Genomic DNA, 18,805 nt, shown 5'->3' with positions numbered 1-18,805 from the left:
TCGCTGCCCTATATGTTGTAGAAGCTTACACTGGTTGGGTTCTACAACATATAGGGCAGCCAACTAAAAGTGGCTCTGGCTGGGCTACCATTCTTACTGGCACTTGAATAGACCGTCATAACATCTTTAATAAGCTTCAGCCATCAATCCTGAAGTCAGTAGCATCTTTCAATTAGCTGATGCGCACACTCGTGATGTAAAGCTAGCTTCAATAATGAAGTAGTACCAACAATCCTAAGTCATTTTGGTATTCAGTTTGTTATTAATAATTCATTCTATATACAAACAGCGCTCTCAGCTGGACCTTACGCTACAATTCCATAAAACAATTAAAGAGATACACACTATAAAAATTCGCAATGTTAAATATAGCTTCTATACTATTAATTATATCTTTTATACTTCTTCTCCCAACAGTATTCTATATCTCTGGATTAACCCAAGCATGTTTAGCTTATTTGGCGGGCGATAACCTTGCTATTGAGAAGGGCTACTTTAGTTTCCCTTCAAATCTTAGATTTGCATTTGGGCGTTCCCCAGAGATTGACCTTATCCGTATTCGCAGTCGTATATGGCGTAGCATTATTCCTCTTTCAGGCTTGGTGATGATCGCCTTGTTTATTTTGGCTATATCCAGCCCATTTTGGTTAGGTCTTGCAGACAATTGGGAAATCGGAGCTCAGTTCGTTGAAAAAACAGCTCGTGAAGAAGCAATGATGAAATTTGAGTCGCTTGAATGGAGGGCATTAGAGCCAGTCACAAAGTGGCAAATTAATTTTCTTTGGCCTATATTGGCCATTATGGCAGGATATCTAATACTTCTGTTTCTTTTGCTATTACTTCCTTTACCAGGATTTTCTGGATATGCAGTTATCTCTCCATGGCTACCAGCAAGCCTACAAAATTATTTGGCAGGGAAAGAACATCTTTTTGGTCTCTTTGTAATCGCTGTTGTGGCAAGCTTGTATTTCTCCGATCTTCCTTCTCTCTTCAAAATTTCCGCAAATATCGCCAATGATCAGCTTAAGATTCCAATCAGTGCAGTAAGAGAAGGAATGGAGCTAACCAAAGGTTACCTCTCTTATGTGTGGCCTCCTTTTATATGGTCACTTGTTTTCAATCCACCAATATTGAGCTTTACACATCCAGGTCAAGTTTTTATTTTATTGATGAACCCTCATTCTAGCAATGAAGGCATTTACACAACGCTGCATGCAGATGGGCGAAATACTGTCCTTATGTTTGAAAATTTTGATGATGCCAATAGCTATAACGATCTATTGTCTCAAAAAGATCTCAAGGGTCTCAGTGTAGAAAAAATAAATAGATGGGAAGTTGAACGATTTTCCCGAAATCAAGGACATATGACTAAGTTAATCAAAGCTGGTACACAAGTTGAACCAGCGGAAAACAATGCTGAGACGGATTTTCTAAGATAGAAGGTTCAGTCTCGGGACCATAGGCTACTTCGCTCACATGACGGCGAGTGGCCTATGGTGGGCAGGTCACTCCAATTGTGAAAGCTCACTGAGGGTAACAGCATCTGCCAAATGATGAATTTGCTTTAAGTAGTCCGTATACTCAGGAGATTTTTTCTGAGTATAATTGAGATTCTTATATAGCCCTGTAAGGTGAGTAAAATAATCTCGGGCTGACGCTTTATTTTCAAACTGATAGCATCTAGTCACCAGGTCATTGACCAGGCCAAAGCTCTCTTTCTGACGGGCTAGAGGTGTGCTGGAATCAATGGCATCAAAGGCATCCTGTTGTAGATAGACCATGTCCAGAAATAGGGATTTTTGATGAGTCACATAGTCATCCAGAGTCACCCCATCCTCGCCTGTGACTTGCATCATCTGATAAATACTATCCCCTTGTTTCAAGAGATTATTCATGGCCTGAATCTGGTCAACCCAGTCAGGGGCAATCTCCTTTTTTAACCATGGTGTGAGTTGGGTCAGATAGCGCGACCAAGAAATTAACGGATCGATAGCTGGATAAAAACGCTTGTATGCCCGATCATAGCTAAGACCTAAGAAGGTTTTAACGGTGCTCATGGTGGATTGGGTGACCGGCTCTTCAAAGTTTCCTCCTGCCGGAGAAACAGTGCCGACCATGGTGAGACTGCCCACACTGCCATCATTGGTGCGAATCACTCCAGAGCGCTCGTATACTCCTTTAATCGAAGAGTCTAAATAAGCTGGAAACGCTTCCTCCCCAGGAATTTCCTCCATCCGCCCTGAGGTTTCTCGCATGGCCTGAGCCCAGCGAGAGGTTGAATCCGCCAGGAGGAGAACGTCATAGCCCATTTGACGATAGTACTCACCCAAGGTAATACCAGTATAGATAGACGCCTCGCGGGAGGCCACTGGCATGGAAGACGTATTGCAAATAATGATGGTACGCTCCATCAGCGAGGCCCCTGTTTTTGGATCTTTCAGTTCCGGAAATTCAGTAATGGTTTCTACCACTTCACCCGCTCGCTCACCGCAAGCAACAACCAGAACAATATCAACGGCGGCATATCGAGACAGGGTATGCTGCAATACGGTTTTGCCAGCCCCAAAAGGCCCTGGGATACAGGCAGTGCCCCCACGGGCAATCGGGAAAAAGGTATCAATGATCCGCTGGGTTGTCATCAGCGGCTCGTCAGGGTAAAGTCGCTCTGAAAAGCGCTGTGTCAGCAACCGTTGTGGCACCGATCGCCGTACAGGCCATTGTTGAGTCATATCCAGGGTATGCTCTCGACCATTGGCCTCTCGGATGCGAGCAATCGGCGTGTTCACGGTGAAACTCCCCTGTTGAATCCAGATCAGCTCCACCTCACCCGGCTGATCGAAAGGGACCATAATTTTATGGCGAAATCGACCTTCCTGAACCGTACCGAGAGTATCGCCAGCCTTGAGTTGGGCACCCAAATGTACTGTCGGCACAAATGACCATTTTTTCCGTTCATCCAGGGCCTTGACATCAACACCCCGAGGGAGAAACGTACCGTAGGATACTGCCAACAGATCTAGCGGGTTTTGTAGACCGTCATATACTTGACCGAGTAACCCCGGCCCCAAGCTGACAGAGAGTAACTGGCCCGTTTGCTCCACAGGATCGCCAATTCCCACCCCCCGCGTACTTTCAAAGACCTGAGCATCGGCTTCATACCCTCGTACCCGCAGCACTTCAGCCTTGAGTTTCTCGGTCCGACCTTCGTTGCGCCGCTGGGGAGAAATGTAGACTACTTCATTCTTGGTTAAGGGACGCCCGTCCGTCGGGGCCATTTTAATGGTGACAATATCTTCTTGAACAGCAACAACCCTAGCTGGCTTGTACATTTCAGACATCGAACTCTCCTCATGCAAACAGCTGATCAAATTCGCCTACCCCAGCGTCCACCAGGTTCTTGAACCGCTCTACGGCCAACTGGCCATCGTATCGAACCCATCGATCAATCAAGTCCCAACGCATTACATAAATTACCACTGCTTCAAAATCGAAGTAGTGCTCTGCCCCTAACTGACCTAATCGTTTCCAAACGTAGCTAAACAACACACGTTCTAACGCCACTGATTCATCGGCATGCAACAACTGTTGGGCTTCTAACAGCCAGGGAAAATTTCCCTGCAGTCGAAAGGCGGGTTCTGCCCAATGACGTTCTATGTGCTTAACCCAGCGTCCATACCCCCAGGGTTCTCCCACCGGTGCGGTTTTCTCGCCTCGCTGACGACGGCGGAGGGCGGCGACGATCGTATGTAGCTCTAAGCGAAACGCGACAACTTCTCGCAGGAGCGGATTTTTGACCTGCTGAAAGAATTGCTCTGCTGCTGCTACAATTTCCGCATCTGTTCGCGATATGGGCACATGGTGCCAACGAATTAAGGACTGTATTTGCTGCAGGAGTACAGCATCTTCCTCACTCAGCATCTTCAGACGAGCTTCCAGTTTAAATCGCGACAACGGCGTCTGCTGGGCTTCAAAAAGTTCGCCAAGATAGGGCAGGCTTGCCATCAGGGTGACGTACTGGTTGGCCTTAAACATTGTTATACCTATTTGACAATGCCTTCTAGAAGTGCGCGGAAACGGGGTTGAAGATACTGAAGAAGTACATCGGCAATGGCGCGATCGCTAATATCTAGCACAACTTCCTGATCCACCAGTCGGATCCTCAGGCCCCCGTGATTATCGTTAGCCACACCAAAGGTGATTCCTTCTTGGAGTGCTTCTTGACTAATCAGACGGATAAAATGGGTTAATATCCCCTGTTCCAATTCCTCAGGGTTACGACTGAGTTCCTCAAACCCTGCCACATTGCGAGGCAACAAGATCTCCACTGATTGCGCATCGTCAATCTCGTCTTTAGCGCGGCCTGCTATTTCTAGAATAAGTCGCTGTAAGAGTTCTGGTTTCTGAGCTTCGACACCGACTAAGCGACGTACCTCTCCGGTAAATCGCTGATTTAACTCCAGTTTGAGAGAGAGCATGGCATCACGGGCAGCAACCTCTAGCGCTTGATTCCCGGCTTTTTCCAAACTGTCTGCCTCTTGTCTGGCCTTAGTCAGAACCTCACTCGCTTTTTCATGGGCTTGCTCGATAATTAACTCGGCTCGTAATTGGGCATCTTTTACAATCTGTTCCCCTTGAGCACGACCATCGGCGACGCCTTCATCTCGCAGCCGGGCAACTAGGGCATCAACCCCATGGGCGGCTGGCACCATATCTGATCGGTGAGGTTTATTGTTCAACACAGTTACATCCCCCCTTTTGCGTGGTTTTAACTTATGGCAGACTACCTGCCGCTACCAGAGCGAAGACAAAGGCAAACACGGCGAAACCTTCAATAATGGCAGCAGGTGCCAGAGAAAGCCCAAAGATTTCAGGTTTGGCTTTTGCCCCTGCGATCGCAGATGCGCAGGCCTGACCTTGATAGATCGCCGATAGCAAAAACGCCAGCCCGGACCCCACACCAATACTGAATAACCCGGCAGCATTGTCCACGGTTACAAGACGGTTTAGAGAAAACAGAACAACAATGCCATAAATCGACATGGAAGAGGGCAAAGCTGATAGACCCACAAAGCGACCATATCCACCCTTCACCTCAAGCATGGCCCCAATTGCCGCTTGTCCAGCGATCTTACAGCCAAGGGCGCTGCCGATCGCCCCCAATGACACAGGAGCGTATATGCCTATCCACCCCAGGAGAATGATAAATTCATTCACGGATTACTCTCCTTTTTTGCAAATGCCTGAAAGGGATATCCTTCATCAGTGATACCCCAATTAAAAAACTCAATAAAATTCAACCGCAAACCATGGACAAAACCACTAATGATCCCCAAGGCCAAATTAATGCCATGGCCCAGTAACAGAATCAGAATGCTGAGCAACAACCCTAACCCTGGTACTGATTGATATACCTGGTGGGCTAGCTGGTTGAAGGTTAAGGCCAATGAGGCACTGGCCAATCCTAGCGCGAATAATCGTAGATAACTCATAATATCCCCAAACAGTTTGGAGATTTGAGTTAACGAACCCAGACCGGCCACCAACCGTAGGGGCAAATTTTTTTGGCGACTGCCGAGAAATCCCCCTAAGAAGATCACTAAGAAACCGCCTACTAGTAAGCCAATGCCTAGATGATGTCCAGCGGCCTCTCCCAGACCTAGGGACAAGGTTAATCCACCAGCAATAACAACAATCCAACCCAAGGGTTTTGCTTTTCCAGCAAATCCACCGGCACCAATAGCGGCAATTATATTCGCGAACGTAATATGCAGACAGCCGATTGCGATCGCAAGCTGCATCATGGCATCGTAATTGTTGATATTTAGCACCTGAAAACGGGTGAGCCATGACCCGATGCGTGGGATCTGCTCAGGCCCGGCACCGAAGTAGCTACCGACCAAAACACCATAGATGATGGCCGCTATCAATCCCATTACCGATAGGATCCGGAAATGTCGACCGCCTGCACTGCTCCCCATGGACGGCCAGTAACAAGCCACAATGACTGCCAGCACCAGGGCATAGCCAGCATCCGAGAGAATCATCGCAAAGAAAACGGCAAACGAGAAGAAAACCGCAATCGACGGGTCCCAGGTACGGTAGCCGGGGGTCTGGTAAAAGCTGACCAAATCTTGCCCACTACTCAGCTCGGGCGGATTATCCATCAGGGTGGGTGGGGCATCGTCAGGACGGGCCGGTTCAACCAGGAGTGCCAGTTCCTGTTGTTCAGCAAACGCTTCCAATTGTTCTAACTCTCGGGCGGGCATCCAACCCTGGACCATAAAGATGCCAACTTCCTTACGGGTTTGGGTACCGGCATACTGAATCGCTGCCCGATCGTCAGCCCGCGCCAGATTCTTAGAGAATAAGTGTATCCAACGGCTGAGGGCCTCGTGTTCGGCATCCAAGTCTTCTAGCTGGATTTCAACCCGTTGTAACTCATGCTTTAAATCTGTTAGAGAGACTGCCCCGGTGTACGTTCGAGCAACAGGCAGGGCGTTAGCGGGAGGCTCCTGTTTAGCAATGACTACAACATAGGTAAATCGATGATCCGCAGAGACCTGCTGCCAGGGCCATTCCAAATCCTGGAGAGATTTCATCTTCGCGTAGGGCACCCGATAAAACCAGAGTCGGTAACCCCCCAGTTGGTCGAGATCGGGTAAGGTAAAATCACCCCAGGGCTCTAAATCTCGGATGCGATTCACTAAAAAATATCGCCTGTCCTCTGCCTCCCGACGGTTTTGTTTATTGGCCAGAGCCGCTGCTAACACGTGATCAAAGTCAAAATCCACATGCTTCAAAACCTGATGTCGCCTACGCCGTACATCCATCAGATATAGCAACGCTTCATGGGCCTCTTCATCCCGCACAAATAGCTCTGCCTCTGATTCTTGAGCCGGTGGCTGGAGTGGGATCAAGTGGAGGCATCCCAAACGCTGTAGCCCCTCAAGCACCTTCTCTTGATCACCACTTAACCCGCACAGGGTGACTTTATTTAAGGGAACAATACTCATGCGGCCACTCCCTTCTTCCGCTTGGCAATCTTTGAGTTCACCACGGCTGCCCGGGCGGCATCCGACAAGTAAATCTGGATTTTTTTAATATTTGCCTGGGCTCTTGGGATCAGCACTTTATCAAACAGGTTGACCCGCTGGGTGATCTTGCGAGCGGCCTGGTTTAACAACATTTGCCGTTGCTCAGCCACCTGTAATTGCAGACGTAACTCCACCGCTGTTGTGAGGGCATCCACCACACGCTCGACCCAGTGAGGCCTGCCCAACAAAGCATACTGGCGTACTTTAATATCAAACTTATCTAACTTGGGCAGCCGGGTTCCCACAACATTTTCTTCCACTATCTGCACCCCAACGACCGTAACAATATCGGCCAGATCTACCTCTTGATTAGAAATCATCAACAGCTCGCTGGCAATCAGAGGGTCTAACTCTCCTAGCTGCTGACTAATTTCCCTGACCCTGTGTCTAGCTCTGGCCTGCTCAGCCAGTAACTGACGGCGTTTCAGGTCGAGGGATGGCAAGACATCTTTATAGGTTTTGAGTTGCCGTTGAAGCTTGGTCAGAGACGCCTTGTTTAATGCCAGCCTTGCCATGGTCGCCTCCTATTGCTGCATCTCTTTTGGGAAGTACTTGTCAATCAGCCCCTGTTTCATCAACAATTCTTGAGGCTCAAAGCACTCGGCTAACGTTTTCCACCCCAGGTCGAGCGCCTGCTCTAGGGAAATAGAAACATTAATGTCCATAAAGCGCTGCTTAAATAGCTCACCAAATTTCAAGAGCTTATGATCAAAATCAGACAGCTCAAACGCCATCGCCTGCTTCTGTTCTGCATCTTTGGCATTGGAGTAAAAGCGAACCATCGTATTCATAATCTGACTATGATCTTCGCGAGTTGCCTTGCCGATAACATGTTGCTTAAGTCGTGACAGCGAACCAAAGGGATCAATTACCCCATCATGGAGATAGAATTGCCCCTCGGTGATGTAACCAGTATTATCTGGCACTGGATGAGTGACATCATCCCCAGGCATTGTAGTCACGCTAAGAATAGTCACTGACCCCCCCTGGGCATAATCACAGGCTTTCTCATAGCGACGAGCCAGTTGGGAATACAGATCACCCATATAGCCCCGATTTGACGGCACCTGATCCATGGCAATACCGATCTCTTTAAGGGCATCGGCATAGGCGGTCATGTCTGTCAGCAATACCAACACCCGCTTCCCCTGTTCCACAGCAAATCGTTCCGCTACCGCCAGAGCCATATCGGGAATCAGGGTGCGTTCCACAATTGGATCAGAGGCCAGGTTAACAAACATCACAGTGCGAGAGAACACACCGGCATCCTCAAAGGTGGTACGAAAAAAGTGGTAATCATCAAAAATGAGACCGAGACCACCAAAGACCACAATGTCCGCATCAGCCTGAATGCCAATGCGAGCGAGGAAAGGGTTAAACGGCTCGCCAGCGACCGAGAAAATGGGTATCTTTTGACTCTCAACCAGGCAATTAAATACATCAATCATCGGCACATCGGTGCGGATCATCTTAGATGCCAACACCCGCCGCATGGGATTAACTGACGGTCCACCAATGGGGACTTTAGAATCCTGTGATAGATCGGGTCTGCCATCAATGGACTCCCCCGTGCCGCGAAATACCCGCCCTAGAATGTTGTCAGAATAGGTGACCTCCATGGGATGCCCCAAAAAGCGAACAGACGAGTTTGTTGCTACGCCTTTCGTGCCACCAAACACTTGGAGAGCAACCGTATCATGCTTAATATTGATTACCTGAGCCAGAGATAGGCTATCTTCGTCATCCCCTTCCACCACAGCTAAGTCGCCATAGCGCGGTCCGGTATCTTTCAGGTAAGCACTCTCAGGTACTTGCACCCGCATGATATCGCCAACGATCTCAACTACTTTAGAATAACGAACGAGAGTTTGTGGCATGGGAAACACTCTGGGCTAAAAGACAGACACCCTAAGAACTAAATCTTAACAAAAATGGTATTGTTTTATTGCTTGAAGCGAAACAGAAAACTTAAAAAACTTAGTAATCCTCAAAGCTAGCTGGAGCACAATCTTGAACAAAGCCTCTACAGGATCTTGAAATGGGATCTTGAAACCAGGGTTTCCGTTCATCAATCCATACACAAGCCAACTAACAAGAAGTACATCAGCTCTGGCCTACTTGCTGAAAACACAACAAATCGTTAGCAAAGATTCACCTTTTCTGAGATTAATGAACAACGATCAGCAAGGTATCATTTTACTCATTCTGAACCATAGCAACATACCAAGTGTAAACACGGATCAGCAAAACGAATGGACTCAATCAAGCAAATAAACTAATCTCAATGAACCCAAGCAATAACATTGCCTTATCTTCAACAGAATTTAAGGATTTCTCATAGATTCAGCCACGTTCCTCTCATCTTCCTCATCAAATCAGAATATTTTCTTTCATCCGCCTCATCTTCAGAAAGAAGAGATATATAATTATAAGTCTGTAGATCTATGGCTGGCATCAAAATCATCCATGATGGAGGTTATTGCAGGGATTTCAAGATAAAGGTGAATCTTTGAAATATCAAAGTATCTTAACTTCCTATGGCACACTTATAGGTGTCAGAAAAGTTGAGATAATCAGGTGCTGTTATACATCTATACAGTCTGAGCCGATAGTCATGGGAGTCTCTACTTTTGTTACTTGCGAACAATGTAATAGTCATTCATGGCATCGTGAGGCAGTTGTTTAATGGCAACATCTAGCACATCAATCCCCAATCTCAAGTCTGCTAATAAATTTGGGACTAGAGGTAAGATATGCTCTTCTAAGACTGCAACAACCTTTGAGCATTGTCGTTAAAAGTGTTTTTGAGCTGTTGAGAAAGCACATCTACCAAAGGGGAACGATAAAGTTGAAGGCGTGCCCGTTTCCAACTATACAGAGTTAGAGATAAGGCTCCGCCCACTTCTAGCTATCGTCTTATTCTCGTACCTTATGGGTTGCGCTTCATTGTCCAGAAGGGTGGCGCATCGGGGGCTGTTTTCTGGACCTGTAGGATTTCAAATCCATGTTTCTGATAAAAGCGTACGGCTTGTTCCGTAAACGTCACCAAATAGCAGGCTACCCCTTCATGGATTGCCCGCTGCAAAATCGGCTGCAGTAACCGACTGCCCACACCTTGTCCCTGAGCTGTGGGATTCACCACCATCAAGCCCAAATACCAATGGGGGCAATCGCCCATATCTTGTTGATGGGCCTGCTCAACAGCCGATAACAATGTTAGACATCTTCCCAAGCGATTCCAGCGAAATTTTGTGGGTAAGGCATACAGCTGAAGCTCCCAGGTCATTTTCAATAACTCAAGCGGATTACTAGAGAGTTTTCCCGGTGGTAGCCCGGCGGCAATTCCTTCTAAATCCTGGGTTGTATAAACATGATTGTACTGAGTAGAATACACAACCAGTTTGTGCATCAACCACGTCAAAGACTGCAGCCGAAATTCTCGATCGTCAGCGATTATATACGTAAAGACTGGATCGTCTGCAAATGCCTTAGCGGCCACCATACCAGCATCTAAAACTTGTGATGGCTGTAGTTGGATAACATCAGATGATTGCTGCAGTTGTACAACACCAGACGTTTTCATGATTCAGGCTCCTTAGTTACGGTTCGAAATGAACGTTAGAATTTGTCGTTTTTCAATGGTTTAACTGTAATCAAACCAGTGTCCCTAAAGCGTCCCTAAAGCGTCGAACTCCTGCCAGTCATGGGTTTAATGCGCTAACGTTAATTTTCAGCACACCGACGCTCAGACAAACAGGGGGGTAACGACCTGAGCAGATGTAGCCTGGTGGGGTCTACGCTCACGGACTCCACATAGGCAGCAGTCAGGTAGGGATTGTAGGTTTCATCCCCCATTAAAGCGACCTGAGCATGGGCAATCAACAGCGTCACCATAAGGTTAAACAGCCATTGTTCACTCGCATTAAAGCTATCTACAATGCCACTTCTGGGATATGCCAGGTCTAGGACAGCCCTTGTCAAGGCAGAGGTGTGGGACAGATTTTCAGCCAGGTAAAAATATTTTTCAGCGGTGGTCAGTCTCTGGAAAGCAGCTAGCTGTTCTTGCACAATGGGTGTGGCAATATCATAGGCCCCACCCACAATCACCACTGGCATTTGAATGTTCCCCATGCCCTTTTCTCCAAACAGATTGCTGAGGGGAGACAGGGCAAACACAGAGGCAATGCGGTCATCGGCCAGGCTACCATCGGTCAGCTGTTGCAGTATCTGGGGGGCAGCTTTTAGCTCTAGCAACCGACATTGAATCAGCAGGGCAATATTGACATTGTCAGGGACAAAATCGGCCTCCAGATCACACTGTTCCTCCAGGAGGGCAACATCAATGGTTGCCCCAGCTGTGGCTAATACGGTGTACCCTCCAAACGAATACCCGGCCAGACCAACTCGATCCAGCTGTAATCGTCCCTGAAAATCAGTTTTGTTTTTCTCTTCTAGCGTGTCAAGGAGAAAACGAATGTCCAGGGGACGATTGATAAACTCCATCACATCAAAAGATTCACGGCTGAGCCCCAGGGCCAAATCATCCTGATAGGCTGTGTTACTGCCAATGTGTTCTGGTACAGCGACCACAAAGCCATTGGCGGCTAAGCTACGAGCGGCGGCTACTGACTCAGGGTTGGTGCGGGTGTCGCCGTAGCCATGGGAAAACACCATCACTGGAAGCGGGCCAGAAACGGCACTGAGGTCGGCAGGGAGATAGAGATCGGTAGGGTATGTGCGGTTGCGATCGCGATCCTCCAGCAGCAGCGATTGCTTCACCACATCAAACCGAGGCACATCTGCCAGCATGGGTAGCGCCTGATAGTCCAACCTCGGCTCAGTGGCAGCAACAGCAACAGACTGTTGAATTGTCGCCTGCACTAAACTGTCAGTAGTTTCAATATTGGTCTCAATAGCCTCAGATAGCGCCAAAATTTGTGGCAAATCCAGCCTGATACCATTCGTCGGGTAGAACCGGAGGACATTAATCAGCGATAGACCCGCCGGGTCAGCCGCTGCCAGCACCATCGCTGCTCGAATCGCCTGCTGACCATTTTGACGTCCCTCAGTTTGAATTAGCTGTCCAGCAGTCGCTAAAACCAGTTCTCCGATGGGAGAATACAGCCACTGGGACAGCACAAACGGATCGGCTATTTGTTCAGGAATACCGTCATTTAAAGCCACTAAGGGAGTACTCAAGATCCGCTGAAACTCCTGACGATTTTCCGGTGAAATCTGATTCAGGTACGGTGCTAGTTCATCGTCTATGGTGCCGTCTGTAGCAAATGTTTCGAGGGATGAGACCGAAACCTGTCGCCCCAAAACACCATAGTCAAAGTAAAGCTTGTCTGCTGAGCGGACAGGCAAGGTGACCATGATCCCAGACAGTACACCTAACGCCGTCGTTTGCACTAACCGTCGTATTGACTGAGGATAGCCTATTCTAAAACACATGATAGTTTCAGTGGGAAGAGAACAATATTCCTCAAACCTTACGACATCGTTGTGCTGATCTGAATAGACAATTTTCAACAGTGACTCAGTCTGATTGATGAGATTTTGGGAAATCAATCAGTAATTCTACTGATTGAAAAACTGGGGTGAACCCAATATCCAAACTTGTTAGTAAGCCAAATTCCCTGACATTTGTGCGACTGCATCTGACAGGTTACCTTCACCTAGAAAACCTCAAGAGATGAGGTGGGTCTATCAGAATACTTGTCAGACCAAACCATTTAAACTTTACATAGTTAAAGCTTCTTGCTTAGTGAGATTGAGAGATTGCAACTTATAAGGAAAATGGAGCTATGCTGAATTCACTTAATAGGAGGCTGAAATATGTATATAGCTGTTAGATATTAGTTTTCAAGATTGTTGCTTTTAATGATCTTGAAAACACTAATAACCAATTATAAATTTCCACTGAAGTGTGCTTCTGAGCTAGAGATATATAGTCCTCTTCCGTTTGCTTTCATTAGAAACTTCTTACTTCTATTATGAAGGATCTCTTAGTTAATTATCCCCATTTTTCAAAGTGAATAATCAATAGGACTTAACTGATTTTACGCTATAGGACAGTATAGGTAGTCAGCAATAAAAACATCATACGCTTAACTCTGGATGTAAGTGTATGGCGTGAACAAGGTAATAGATAGAATGAGAACAGTGCTCTTTTATCTATCACCTATTAAATAAAATGATAATTATGAGTCCGTGATGTACGCCTGCTTATGTAGTCTTCACAGATTGTCATAATCTGCTTTAAGGTCTCAGTGAAATTTATGGTTGATAGTATTTCTAAAGAGTCTCAATCTACAGTTAACCCCACTACAACTCAATATAAAATACCCCCACTAGAAGAGCCGCATTCTCTTTGGCAACGTGGCTTGACTGGATTAGTTTATATAGCTCTTGCTCTGTTAGCGACTAGTGTTGGCTTGGCATCTATTTACTATAGACTGACTCACATAACTGTTAGAGATGGTTTAGTTAATGGTCGTGCTGTGCGTATTCAAGCTCCCATTGACGGTACGATTGCAAGCTTTTATGCTCATCCAGGAGTGCAGGTTCGTAAAGGACAAGTATTGGCTATGTTAGCTCCTCTGCCGAAATCATTGTTAGACAATAGTATTTCCGAAGTTGTAACCGCTAGGTATCAAGAACCAGACCCCTCTCAAGTGAGAGAAATTCAATTGGTATCCGCTCAGCAGACTCTACAATTATTAAATCAGCAATTAGATCAGCTATATCAACAAGAACAAATCTTGCAAACAGCAACAGTCGATATTGCGGCTGAAACTGCTAAGTATGCTGATGCCGCTGTCGTGGCTGCAGTTTCCCAAGAAACTGCAGCACGTAGAAAATATGAAAGATTCTCCTTATTATTAGAAAAAGGAGCAGTCTCTCAGCACGAGGTCGATGAATTAGAAGCTGAATGGATACACCAGCAACTTGCTGTAGAAGAAGCGCAGTTGGAGCAGAACATTTCTGCTATCAATATTAAGACTGTTGCCCAGCAAGTTCCCAATGAATCTACTCTCAGGGATTTACAATCACAGCAACGAAACCTGTACGAAGAAATCCAGCGCCAAGAGAACCATATCGCTCAACTACTCATAGAACAGCCATTAGATGCCCCCCAGACTTCTACTGAAATAGCGTCTCCGATTGCTAACTCTAACAACTCCTTGGTTCCACTGATGGCTCCTTTTGATGGAGTGATTTATTCGACTCAGCATGACGCAGGAGAACTGGTTGATCGTCCAGCAGAACTTCTATCTTTATTGGACTGCAATGAATTATGGGTTGAAGTTTTAATCAGCACAGATCAGGCAAGACGTATTGATGTCAATCAGCCGATCCGCATTCAGCGTATGAGTCAACCCGAGACTATTATTGGTCATGTCGACTTTATAACAGCTATTAGTACAGGTGAAATTACTAAAGCTCGTGCTGAGGCTTTGTTACCCACGGTGCCTGCTAACCTCATAGATCAATCATTAGCCCGTATACGTGTTAGGATTCCCGCCAATCAGGAAGCAGAAAAGAGTTACCAATTCTGTGGAGTGGGGGAGTCTGCAAAGCTAACATTTGGGACTTCAACAAGTGCAGGTGCTTTTCTGAAGAATTGGCTACGATTTTAAGCTGGATATCAGCAATTGAATGATGTGTAGTTCCCCAATAGTTTCTTTGTAATTTATTTATTAATCTTCTGCTATGACTGCCTTGTCACGGCAACAATCCACAATGGTCAACAGCATCAGCATGGTGACCTTTTTAGCCTTGCTTTGTTTGGGATTGGGTGGCCTATATGTACTGCAAAACCCTGGTTATCTTGCTATCTGGAGTGTATTTAGCTTCATTAGTTTGGGGGCAGTGGGTTGTTGGCGGTGGAGTTGGTTTTTATATCGTATGTCGCGGGCACGTTACTACATGTATCGGGTTTTCCCAGCCTGGCGACGTCAAGCCAATGCCGTGCCGGTGGAAGACCTACCCCATATATGCTTCTTAGTTCCCACCTATAAAGAACAACCCTGGATTACAGAACGAGTGTTTAGGGCTATTGCCAAAGAAATACAAACCTTGTCTCAACCGGCAACTATTTTGGTCAATAGCAGCAGCGATCAAGAAAATGCCGCTATCCAGTCTATTTTAGAACAGGAGGATCCAGGTCTAGAGCATATTCGACTCATTCAAATGACACAAAAAGATGGCAAGCGTAAGGCGATGGCTGATGGCTTACGCTATTTGGCAGAACTCAACTTACCGGCTGATACGGTCATCGCTCTTATGGATGGGGATTCTGAATTATTGCCAGGAACCCTAAGACGTTGTTTGCCCTTTTTTCGCTTGTTTCCTACCCTTGGCGGATTAACCACCGATGAGCTGCCGGTTGTACAAGGTTCTTACTTCTTCTCAGAATGGTTTCATTTACGCTTTGCTCAGCGTCATATCCAAATGTGCTCGGATTCGTTGTCTTACAAATTGATGTGTTTGACAGGACGATTTTCCTTATTCCGGGCAAAAGCTGCATTAGCTCCCTCTTTTGCTGATCAATTAGAGCAAGACTTTCTCAATGATTGGCTCTGGGGACGGTTTAAATTTCTGTCTGGAGATGATAAGAGCACTTGGTACTGGTTGTTGCGTCATAAATATGACATGTTCTACGTACCAGATGCCACTATTTACTCCATTGAAACCCTATCAGGGTCCGTAATCGATCGCGCATACAACAATATGCGTCGCTGGTATGGGAATATGCTGCGTAACAATGGTCGGGCTCTAAGTCTGGGCCCCGGGATCACTGGGTGGTTTACCTGGTATAGCCTGTGGGACCAACGCATCAGCTTTTGGACTTGTTTGGTTACCCCTGGCTTTCTGATTTTTTCATTGATACAAGGTCATTGGAAAGCCACAGCCATTGTTGTTTTTTGGGTACTATCTAGTCGTTCACTGATGCTGATGCTGACATTTTGGGGAAGGAGCTCAATGTTAAAACCTATCCATTTTCCATTGCTCCTATTATCTCAGTGGGGCGGGGCACTGGTTAAAATTTGGACTCAAATGAATCTTGCCCAACAGAAGTGGAGTAATCGCGGCGCTCAAAGTGTTTCTGCCCATGGTGAAGGGATGGAACGAACGATGAAGTTAGGTACGTCAAGACTCTTAATGTATGTACAGCTATTTGTCTTTGGCGTCTATCTTTGTTGGCTGACCGGCACCCTCAATCCTGCTTGGGATATTGCGGGTTTGCGACTGAGTTATCAAACCAGTAACCTAAGTGAACCCAAAATTGTTGAAGTCATAGACTATGGCTGTTGGCCTAATGATGGTCAAGATGATAGTCAGATCCTACAAAGTCTAATCGATAATCTATCTCAAGATCAGGCCAGTAACCAACTAGTAGAACTCCACTTACCTATTGGTGAACTCGATTTATACCATCCTATAATCATTAATCGAGGACAGTTGACGGTGAAAGGCCATGGTCCAGGACGCACCATATTGGTCGCTCATTTTGATCCTTCTTCCATGGGAGTAGAGGCGGTTGTACAGGCCCAGCCCAAACAACCTGGTGACGAATTATTGCAAATTCACCTGGCTGGCTTTACTCTGAAATCTGAGGATGCCGTACTGACTAATCCACAACATGGTATTGAGCTACAACAAGTTATAGATGGCTCCCTCAGCCATATCGAAGTGTTATCTGACATTTAAGAGCCACTCAGGCATCTACAGCCAAAATCTCTCTCCCCTTGGGGCTACTGTGTATACACATCTAGGGATCTAGCCTGAAAAGTAGCTCCAGACACTGCATTTGCCCTCATCCTAAATCCTTCTCCCCAGGGAGAAGGGCTTTGAAACGTTGACTTAATTTAATTCACTACGCTGACGGAAAAGTTGGCAAAGTCAATATATGTATCCTGTGGCGTCGCCCAAGAGGAATCACTACCACCAAAAAAAGTAGAGAAGAAAATTCCATCAACTTGTAAGGAGTTAACTGTGCGAAATAGGAGATCTCCTTTCTCAAGCACTAATGAGTCATTGATCCAAAGTCGAATCTGTCCATCATTAATATTGGGTGTGTTGAGCTGAATTTCTTGCGTTACTTTATACCAAGTATTTGGTTGAAATGTCCATGTTCCCCGCCCAATGGAGGTGCCATAGTTTTCACTGGTGGGCATATAGGCATAAACTTCACCCTGGCCATTTTGACGCCACATGAGTCGTGCCGAAAATCCATCTGTTCCGTTAGGGATGCTGCCACCACTAGCTCCTGTACCACCAAATAAGCCAGGAAGCTTCCCACCTTTTACAAAATCAAACCCATTTGCAAAACGTACATAGTAAGTCAATTGCATTTTGTCTTGGGCAGGTATAAACAGGTCTCCATAAAATTGAGCACCCCCTAAAGGTGAGTCTGTATTGCGTGCAACAGAGGGACTGGCACTACCTGCTGGATAGTGCACCCTAAGGATATGCTCAAAAGGGGGAGTAGTCATCGAGACTATTTCAACGTTATTCAGTCCCCAGGATTTCTCTTGACGAGGTTGCCACTGGGTGAGCCAGTTGGGGGTGCTTAAATCACTTTCCCAGAGAGACGCGGTCTCAGAGGAGGGATGTGTTGATTCAATGCTATTAGATGTCTCAAGTATCAATGTCTCAGCATCAGGTGTTGGCGTAGAGGCTGAAATCGAGATAGAGCTAGGATCTTGACAGCTAATGAGAGCAGCTATGCTCAACACCATAGCAGGGCACAATATCGACTTTTTGGCTGATTGATTATCCATAGCCCTTGAAGATGGTCATTAGTTTCAATGTTAAACGCAGGATCAGATTTCTTCGCTGCGACTAATTCATTCAGTATTCAGGGCTCAATTCCGTGCAGTTCAGTGGCTGGACACGAAAATTTCTTTTTCTACAGAGCCCATTGGAGATCTTACCGATACCCATCCTCAATCTCCGTGTCTCTCCATACTCCCGCATCAGTCTTAACCAAAATTTTGAACTTGACAGATTACTAGAAGCGCTTCAGCGCCAGGGTCAACCCATCCGCTATGGGCAAAAGACTTAGCTCAATGCGGTCATCCTGATGCAGGGCTTGATTAAGGTGTCGCAGTGCCAGCGTGTCGGGATCGGTGATGGTTGGATCGGCTACGGCCCCAGACCAGAGAACATTATCAATAGCGATGAGGCCGCCGGGCCGAAGCAAATCTAAAGATTTTTCGTAATAGTGGCCATAGTTAACCTTGTCAGCATCTATAAAAACAAAGTCAAACGTATCTGCTTGCCCTGTGGCCAGGAGATTGTCTAAGGTATCGAGGGCTGGGGCAAGGTGAAGTGTGATTTTGTCAGCAACGCCCGCGGTTTGCCAATAGCGGTGTGCGATCGCACCATACTCTTCATTCATATCACAGGCCGTTAGGGTGCCATCTGAGGGTAACGCCAACGCCATCCACAGGGCGCTATAGCCAGTAAACGTGCCAATCTCCAACACTTTTTTTGCCCCCATTAGCCGCAGCAGTAGGGCCATAAATTGACCCTGGTAAGGTGAGATTTGCATACCACTCATAGGCTGTTGGGCTGTCTCCTGGCGCAGTTGGGTCAAAATTTGGGATTCGCGTAGAGAAACAGAGAGCAGGTAGTTATAAAGATGTGATAAAAGTTGTCCAGAATTGTCTCTGATCCCTGGGGAATAATTCGCCATGGCA

14 protein-coding genes are annotated in these 18,805 nt (G+C 46.5%); 3 read left to right on the top strand and 11 right to left on the bottom strand.

The window, feature by feature from the left end; all coding sequences use genetic code 11:
- Positions 1-359 precede the first annotated feature (359 nt).
- Positions 360-1,439: a DUF3110 domain-containing protein gene (locus N836_RS73800; protein ID WP_023075528.1), complete on the top strand. Its 1,080-nt coding sequence runs from the start codon at positions 360-362 to the stop codon at positions 1,437-1,439.
- A gap of 66 nt (positions 1,440-1,505) precedes the next feature.
- On the opposite strand, the gene N836_RS64955 is transcribed toward N836_RS73800, so the two are convergent.
- From N836_RS64955 to N836_RS64915, 9 genes are all read right to left on the bottom strand, one after another.
- Positions 1,506-3,338, bottom strand: coding sequence for a V-type ATP synthase subunit A (locus N836_RS64955; protein WP_023075527.1), 1,833 nt, complete (start codon positions 3,336-3,338; stop codon positions 1,506-1,508).
- A 10-nt stretch (positions 3,339-3,348) separates the two neighbouring features.
- Positions 3,349-4,032 carry a DUF2764 family protein gene (locus tag N836_RS64950; protein ID WP_023075526.1) on the bottom strand — a complete coding sequence of 228 codons (684 nt, stop codon included), beginning with the start codon at positions 4,030-4,032 and terminating at the stop codon, positions 3,349-3,351.
- 8 nt (positions 4,033-4,040) lie between these two features.
- Positions 4,041-4,739, bottom strand: coding sequence for a hypothetical protein (locus tag N836_RS64945; protein ID WP_235071163.1), 699 nt, complete (start codon positions 4,737-4,739; stop codon positions 4,041-4,043).
- Positions 4,740-4,770: 31 nt separating this feature from the next.
- On the bottom strand, positions 4,771-5,214 hold the full coding sequence (locus N836_RS64940) for an ATP synthase subunit C (protein WP_023075524.1): 444 nt from the start codon (positions 5,212-5,214) through the stop codon (positions 4,771-4,773).
- Positions 5,211-7,013 (bottom strand): V-type ATP synthase subunit I, encoded by a 1,803-nt coding sequence (locus N836_RS64935; RefSeq protein WP_023075523.1) that lies wholly within the window; start codon positions 7,011-7,013, stop codon positions 5,211-5,213. Before N836_RS64935 ends, N836_RS64940 begins: the two co-directional genes overlap by 4 nt.
- A complete protein-coding gene (locus N836_RS64930) occupies positions 7,010-7,609 on the bottom strand; it encodes a V-type ATP synthase subunit D (RefSeq protein WP_023075522.1) in 600 nt (199 codons plus the stop codon). Before N836_RS64930 ends, N836_RS64935 begins: the two co-directional genes overlap by 4 nt.
- 9 nt (positions 7,610-7,618) lie before the next feature.
- A complete protein-coding gene (locus N836_RS64925) occupies positions 7,619-8,971 on the bottom strand; it encodes a V-type ATP synthase subunit B (protein WP_023075521.1) in 1,353 nt (450 codons plus the stop codon).
- Between the two features lie 1,052 nt (positions 8,972-10,023).
- On the bottom strand, positions 10,024-10,677 hold the full coding sequence (locus tag N836_RS64920) for a GNAT family N-acetyltransferase (RefSeq protein WP_023075519.1): 654 nt from the start codon (positions 10,675-10,677) through the stop codon (positions 10,024-10,026).
- A gap of 140 nt (positions 10,678-10,817) precedes the next feature.
- Entirely contained in the window at positions 10,818-12,548 is a 1,731-nt protein-coding gene (locus N836_RS64915) for an alpha/beta hydrolase (protein ID WP_031293898.1), read from the bottom strand.
- 827 nt (positions 12,549-13,375) lie between these two features.
- Between N836_RS64915 and N836_RS64910 the strand changes: the two genes are divergently transcribed.
- Together N836_RS64910 and N836_RS64905 are read left to right on the top strand one after the other, a co-directional pair.
- Positions 13,376-14,737: an HlyD family secretion protein gene (locus N836_RS64910; protein WP_023075517.1), complete on the top strand. Its 1,362-nt coding sequence runs from the start codon at positions 13,376-13,378 to the stop codon at positions 14,735-14,737.
- 73 nt (positions 14,738-14,810) lie between these two features.
- Positions 14,811-16,811, top strand: coding sequence for a glycosyltransferase (locus N836_RS64905; RefSeq protein WP_081716973.1), 2,001 nt, complete (start codon positions 14,811-14,813; stop codon positions 16,809-16,811).
- Positions 16,812-16,969: 158 nt separating this feature from the next.
- Here the strand turns inward: N836_RS64905 and N836_RS64900 are convergent, their stop codons facing one another.
- Together N836_RS64900 and N836_RS64895 are read right to left on the bottom strand one after the other, a co-directional pair.
- Complete coding sequence (locus N836_RS64900; protein WP_031293895.1) at positions 16,970-17,884, bottom strand: polysaccharide lyase; 915 nt, start codon at positions 17,882-17,884, stop codon at positions 16,970-16,972.
- A gap of 230 nt (positions 17,885-18,114) precedes the next feature.
- Entirely contained in the window at positions 18,115-18,801 is a 687-nt protein-coding gene (locus N836_RS64895; RefSeq protein WP_023075514.1) for an O-methyltransferase, read from the bottom strand.
- Positions 18,802-18,805: the final 4 nt, after the last annotated feature.

The sequence above is a fragment of the Leptolyngbya sp. Heron Island J genome (genome assembly GCF_000482245.1).
Taxonomy (GTDB): Bacteria; Cyanobacteriota; Cyanobacteriia; order Phormidesmidales; family Phormidesmidaceae; genus Leptothoe.
The sequence above is the reverse complement of the archived record's forward strand: the minus strand, read 5'-3'. Positions and strand labels throughout refer to the sequence as shown.

Bases quoted from the DNA above. Each gene is read 5' to 3' on its own strand.
- N836_RS64925 (WP_023075521.1), bottom strand. From the start codon at position 8,971: ATGCCACAAACTCTCGTTCGTTATTCTAAAGTAGTTGAGATCGTTGGC.
- N836_RS64900 (WP_031293895.1), bottom strand. From the start codon at position 17,884: ATGGATAATCAATCAGCCAAAAAGTCGATATTGTGCCCTGCTATGGTG.
- N836_RS64935 (WP_023075523.1), bottom strand. From the start codon at position 7,013: ATGAGTATTGTTCCCTTAAATAAAGTCACCCTGTGCGGGTTAAGTGGT.
- N836_RS64895 (WP_023075514.1), bottom strand. From the start codon at position 18,801: ATGGCGAATTATTCCCCAGGGATCAGAGACAATTCTGGACAACTTTTA.
- N836_RS64915 (WP_031293898.1), bottom strand. From the start codon at position 12,548: ATGTGTTTTAGAATAGGCTATCCTCAGTCAATACGACGGTTAGTGCAA.
- N836_RS64955 (WP_023075527.1), bottom strand. From the start codon at position 3,338: ATGTCTGAAATGTACAAGCCAGCTAGGGTTGTTGCTGTTCAAGAAGAT.
- N836_RS64930 (WP_023075522.1), bottom strand. From the start codon at position 7,609: ATGGCAAGGCTGGCATTAAACAAGGCGTCTCTGACCAAGCTTCAACGG.
- N836_RS64950 (WP_023075526.1), bottom strand. From the start codon at position 4,032: ATGTTTAAGGCCAACCAGTACGTCACCCTGATGGCAAGCCTGCCCTAT.
- N836_RS64920 (WP_023075519.1), bottom strand. From the start codon at position 10,677: ATGAAAACGTCTGGTGTTGTACAACTGCAGCAATCATCTGATGTTATC.
- N836_RS73800 (WP_023075528.1), top strand. From the start codon at position 360: ATGTTAAATATAGCTTCTATACTATTAATTATATCTTTTATACTTCTT.
- N836_RS64910 (WP_023075517.1), top strand. From the start codon at position 13,376: ATGGTTGATAGTATTTCTAAAGAGTCTCAATCTACAGTTAACCCCACT.
- N836_RS64905 (WP_081716973.1), top strand. From the start codon at position 14,811: ATGACTGCCTTGTCACGGCAACAATCCACAATGGTCAACAGCATCAGC.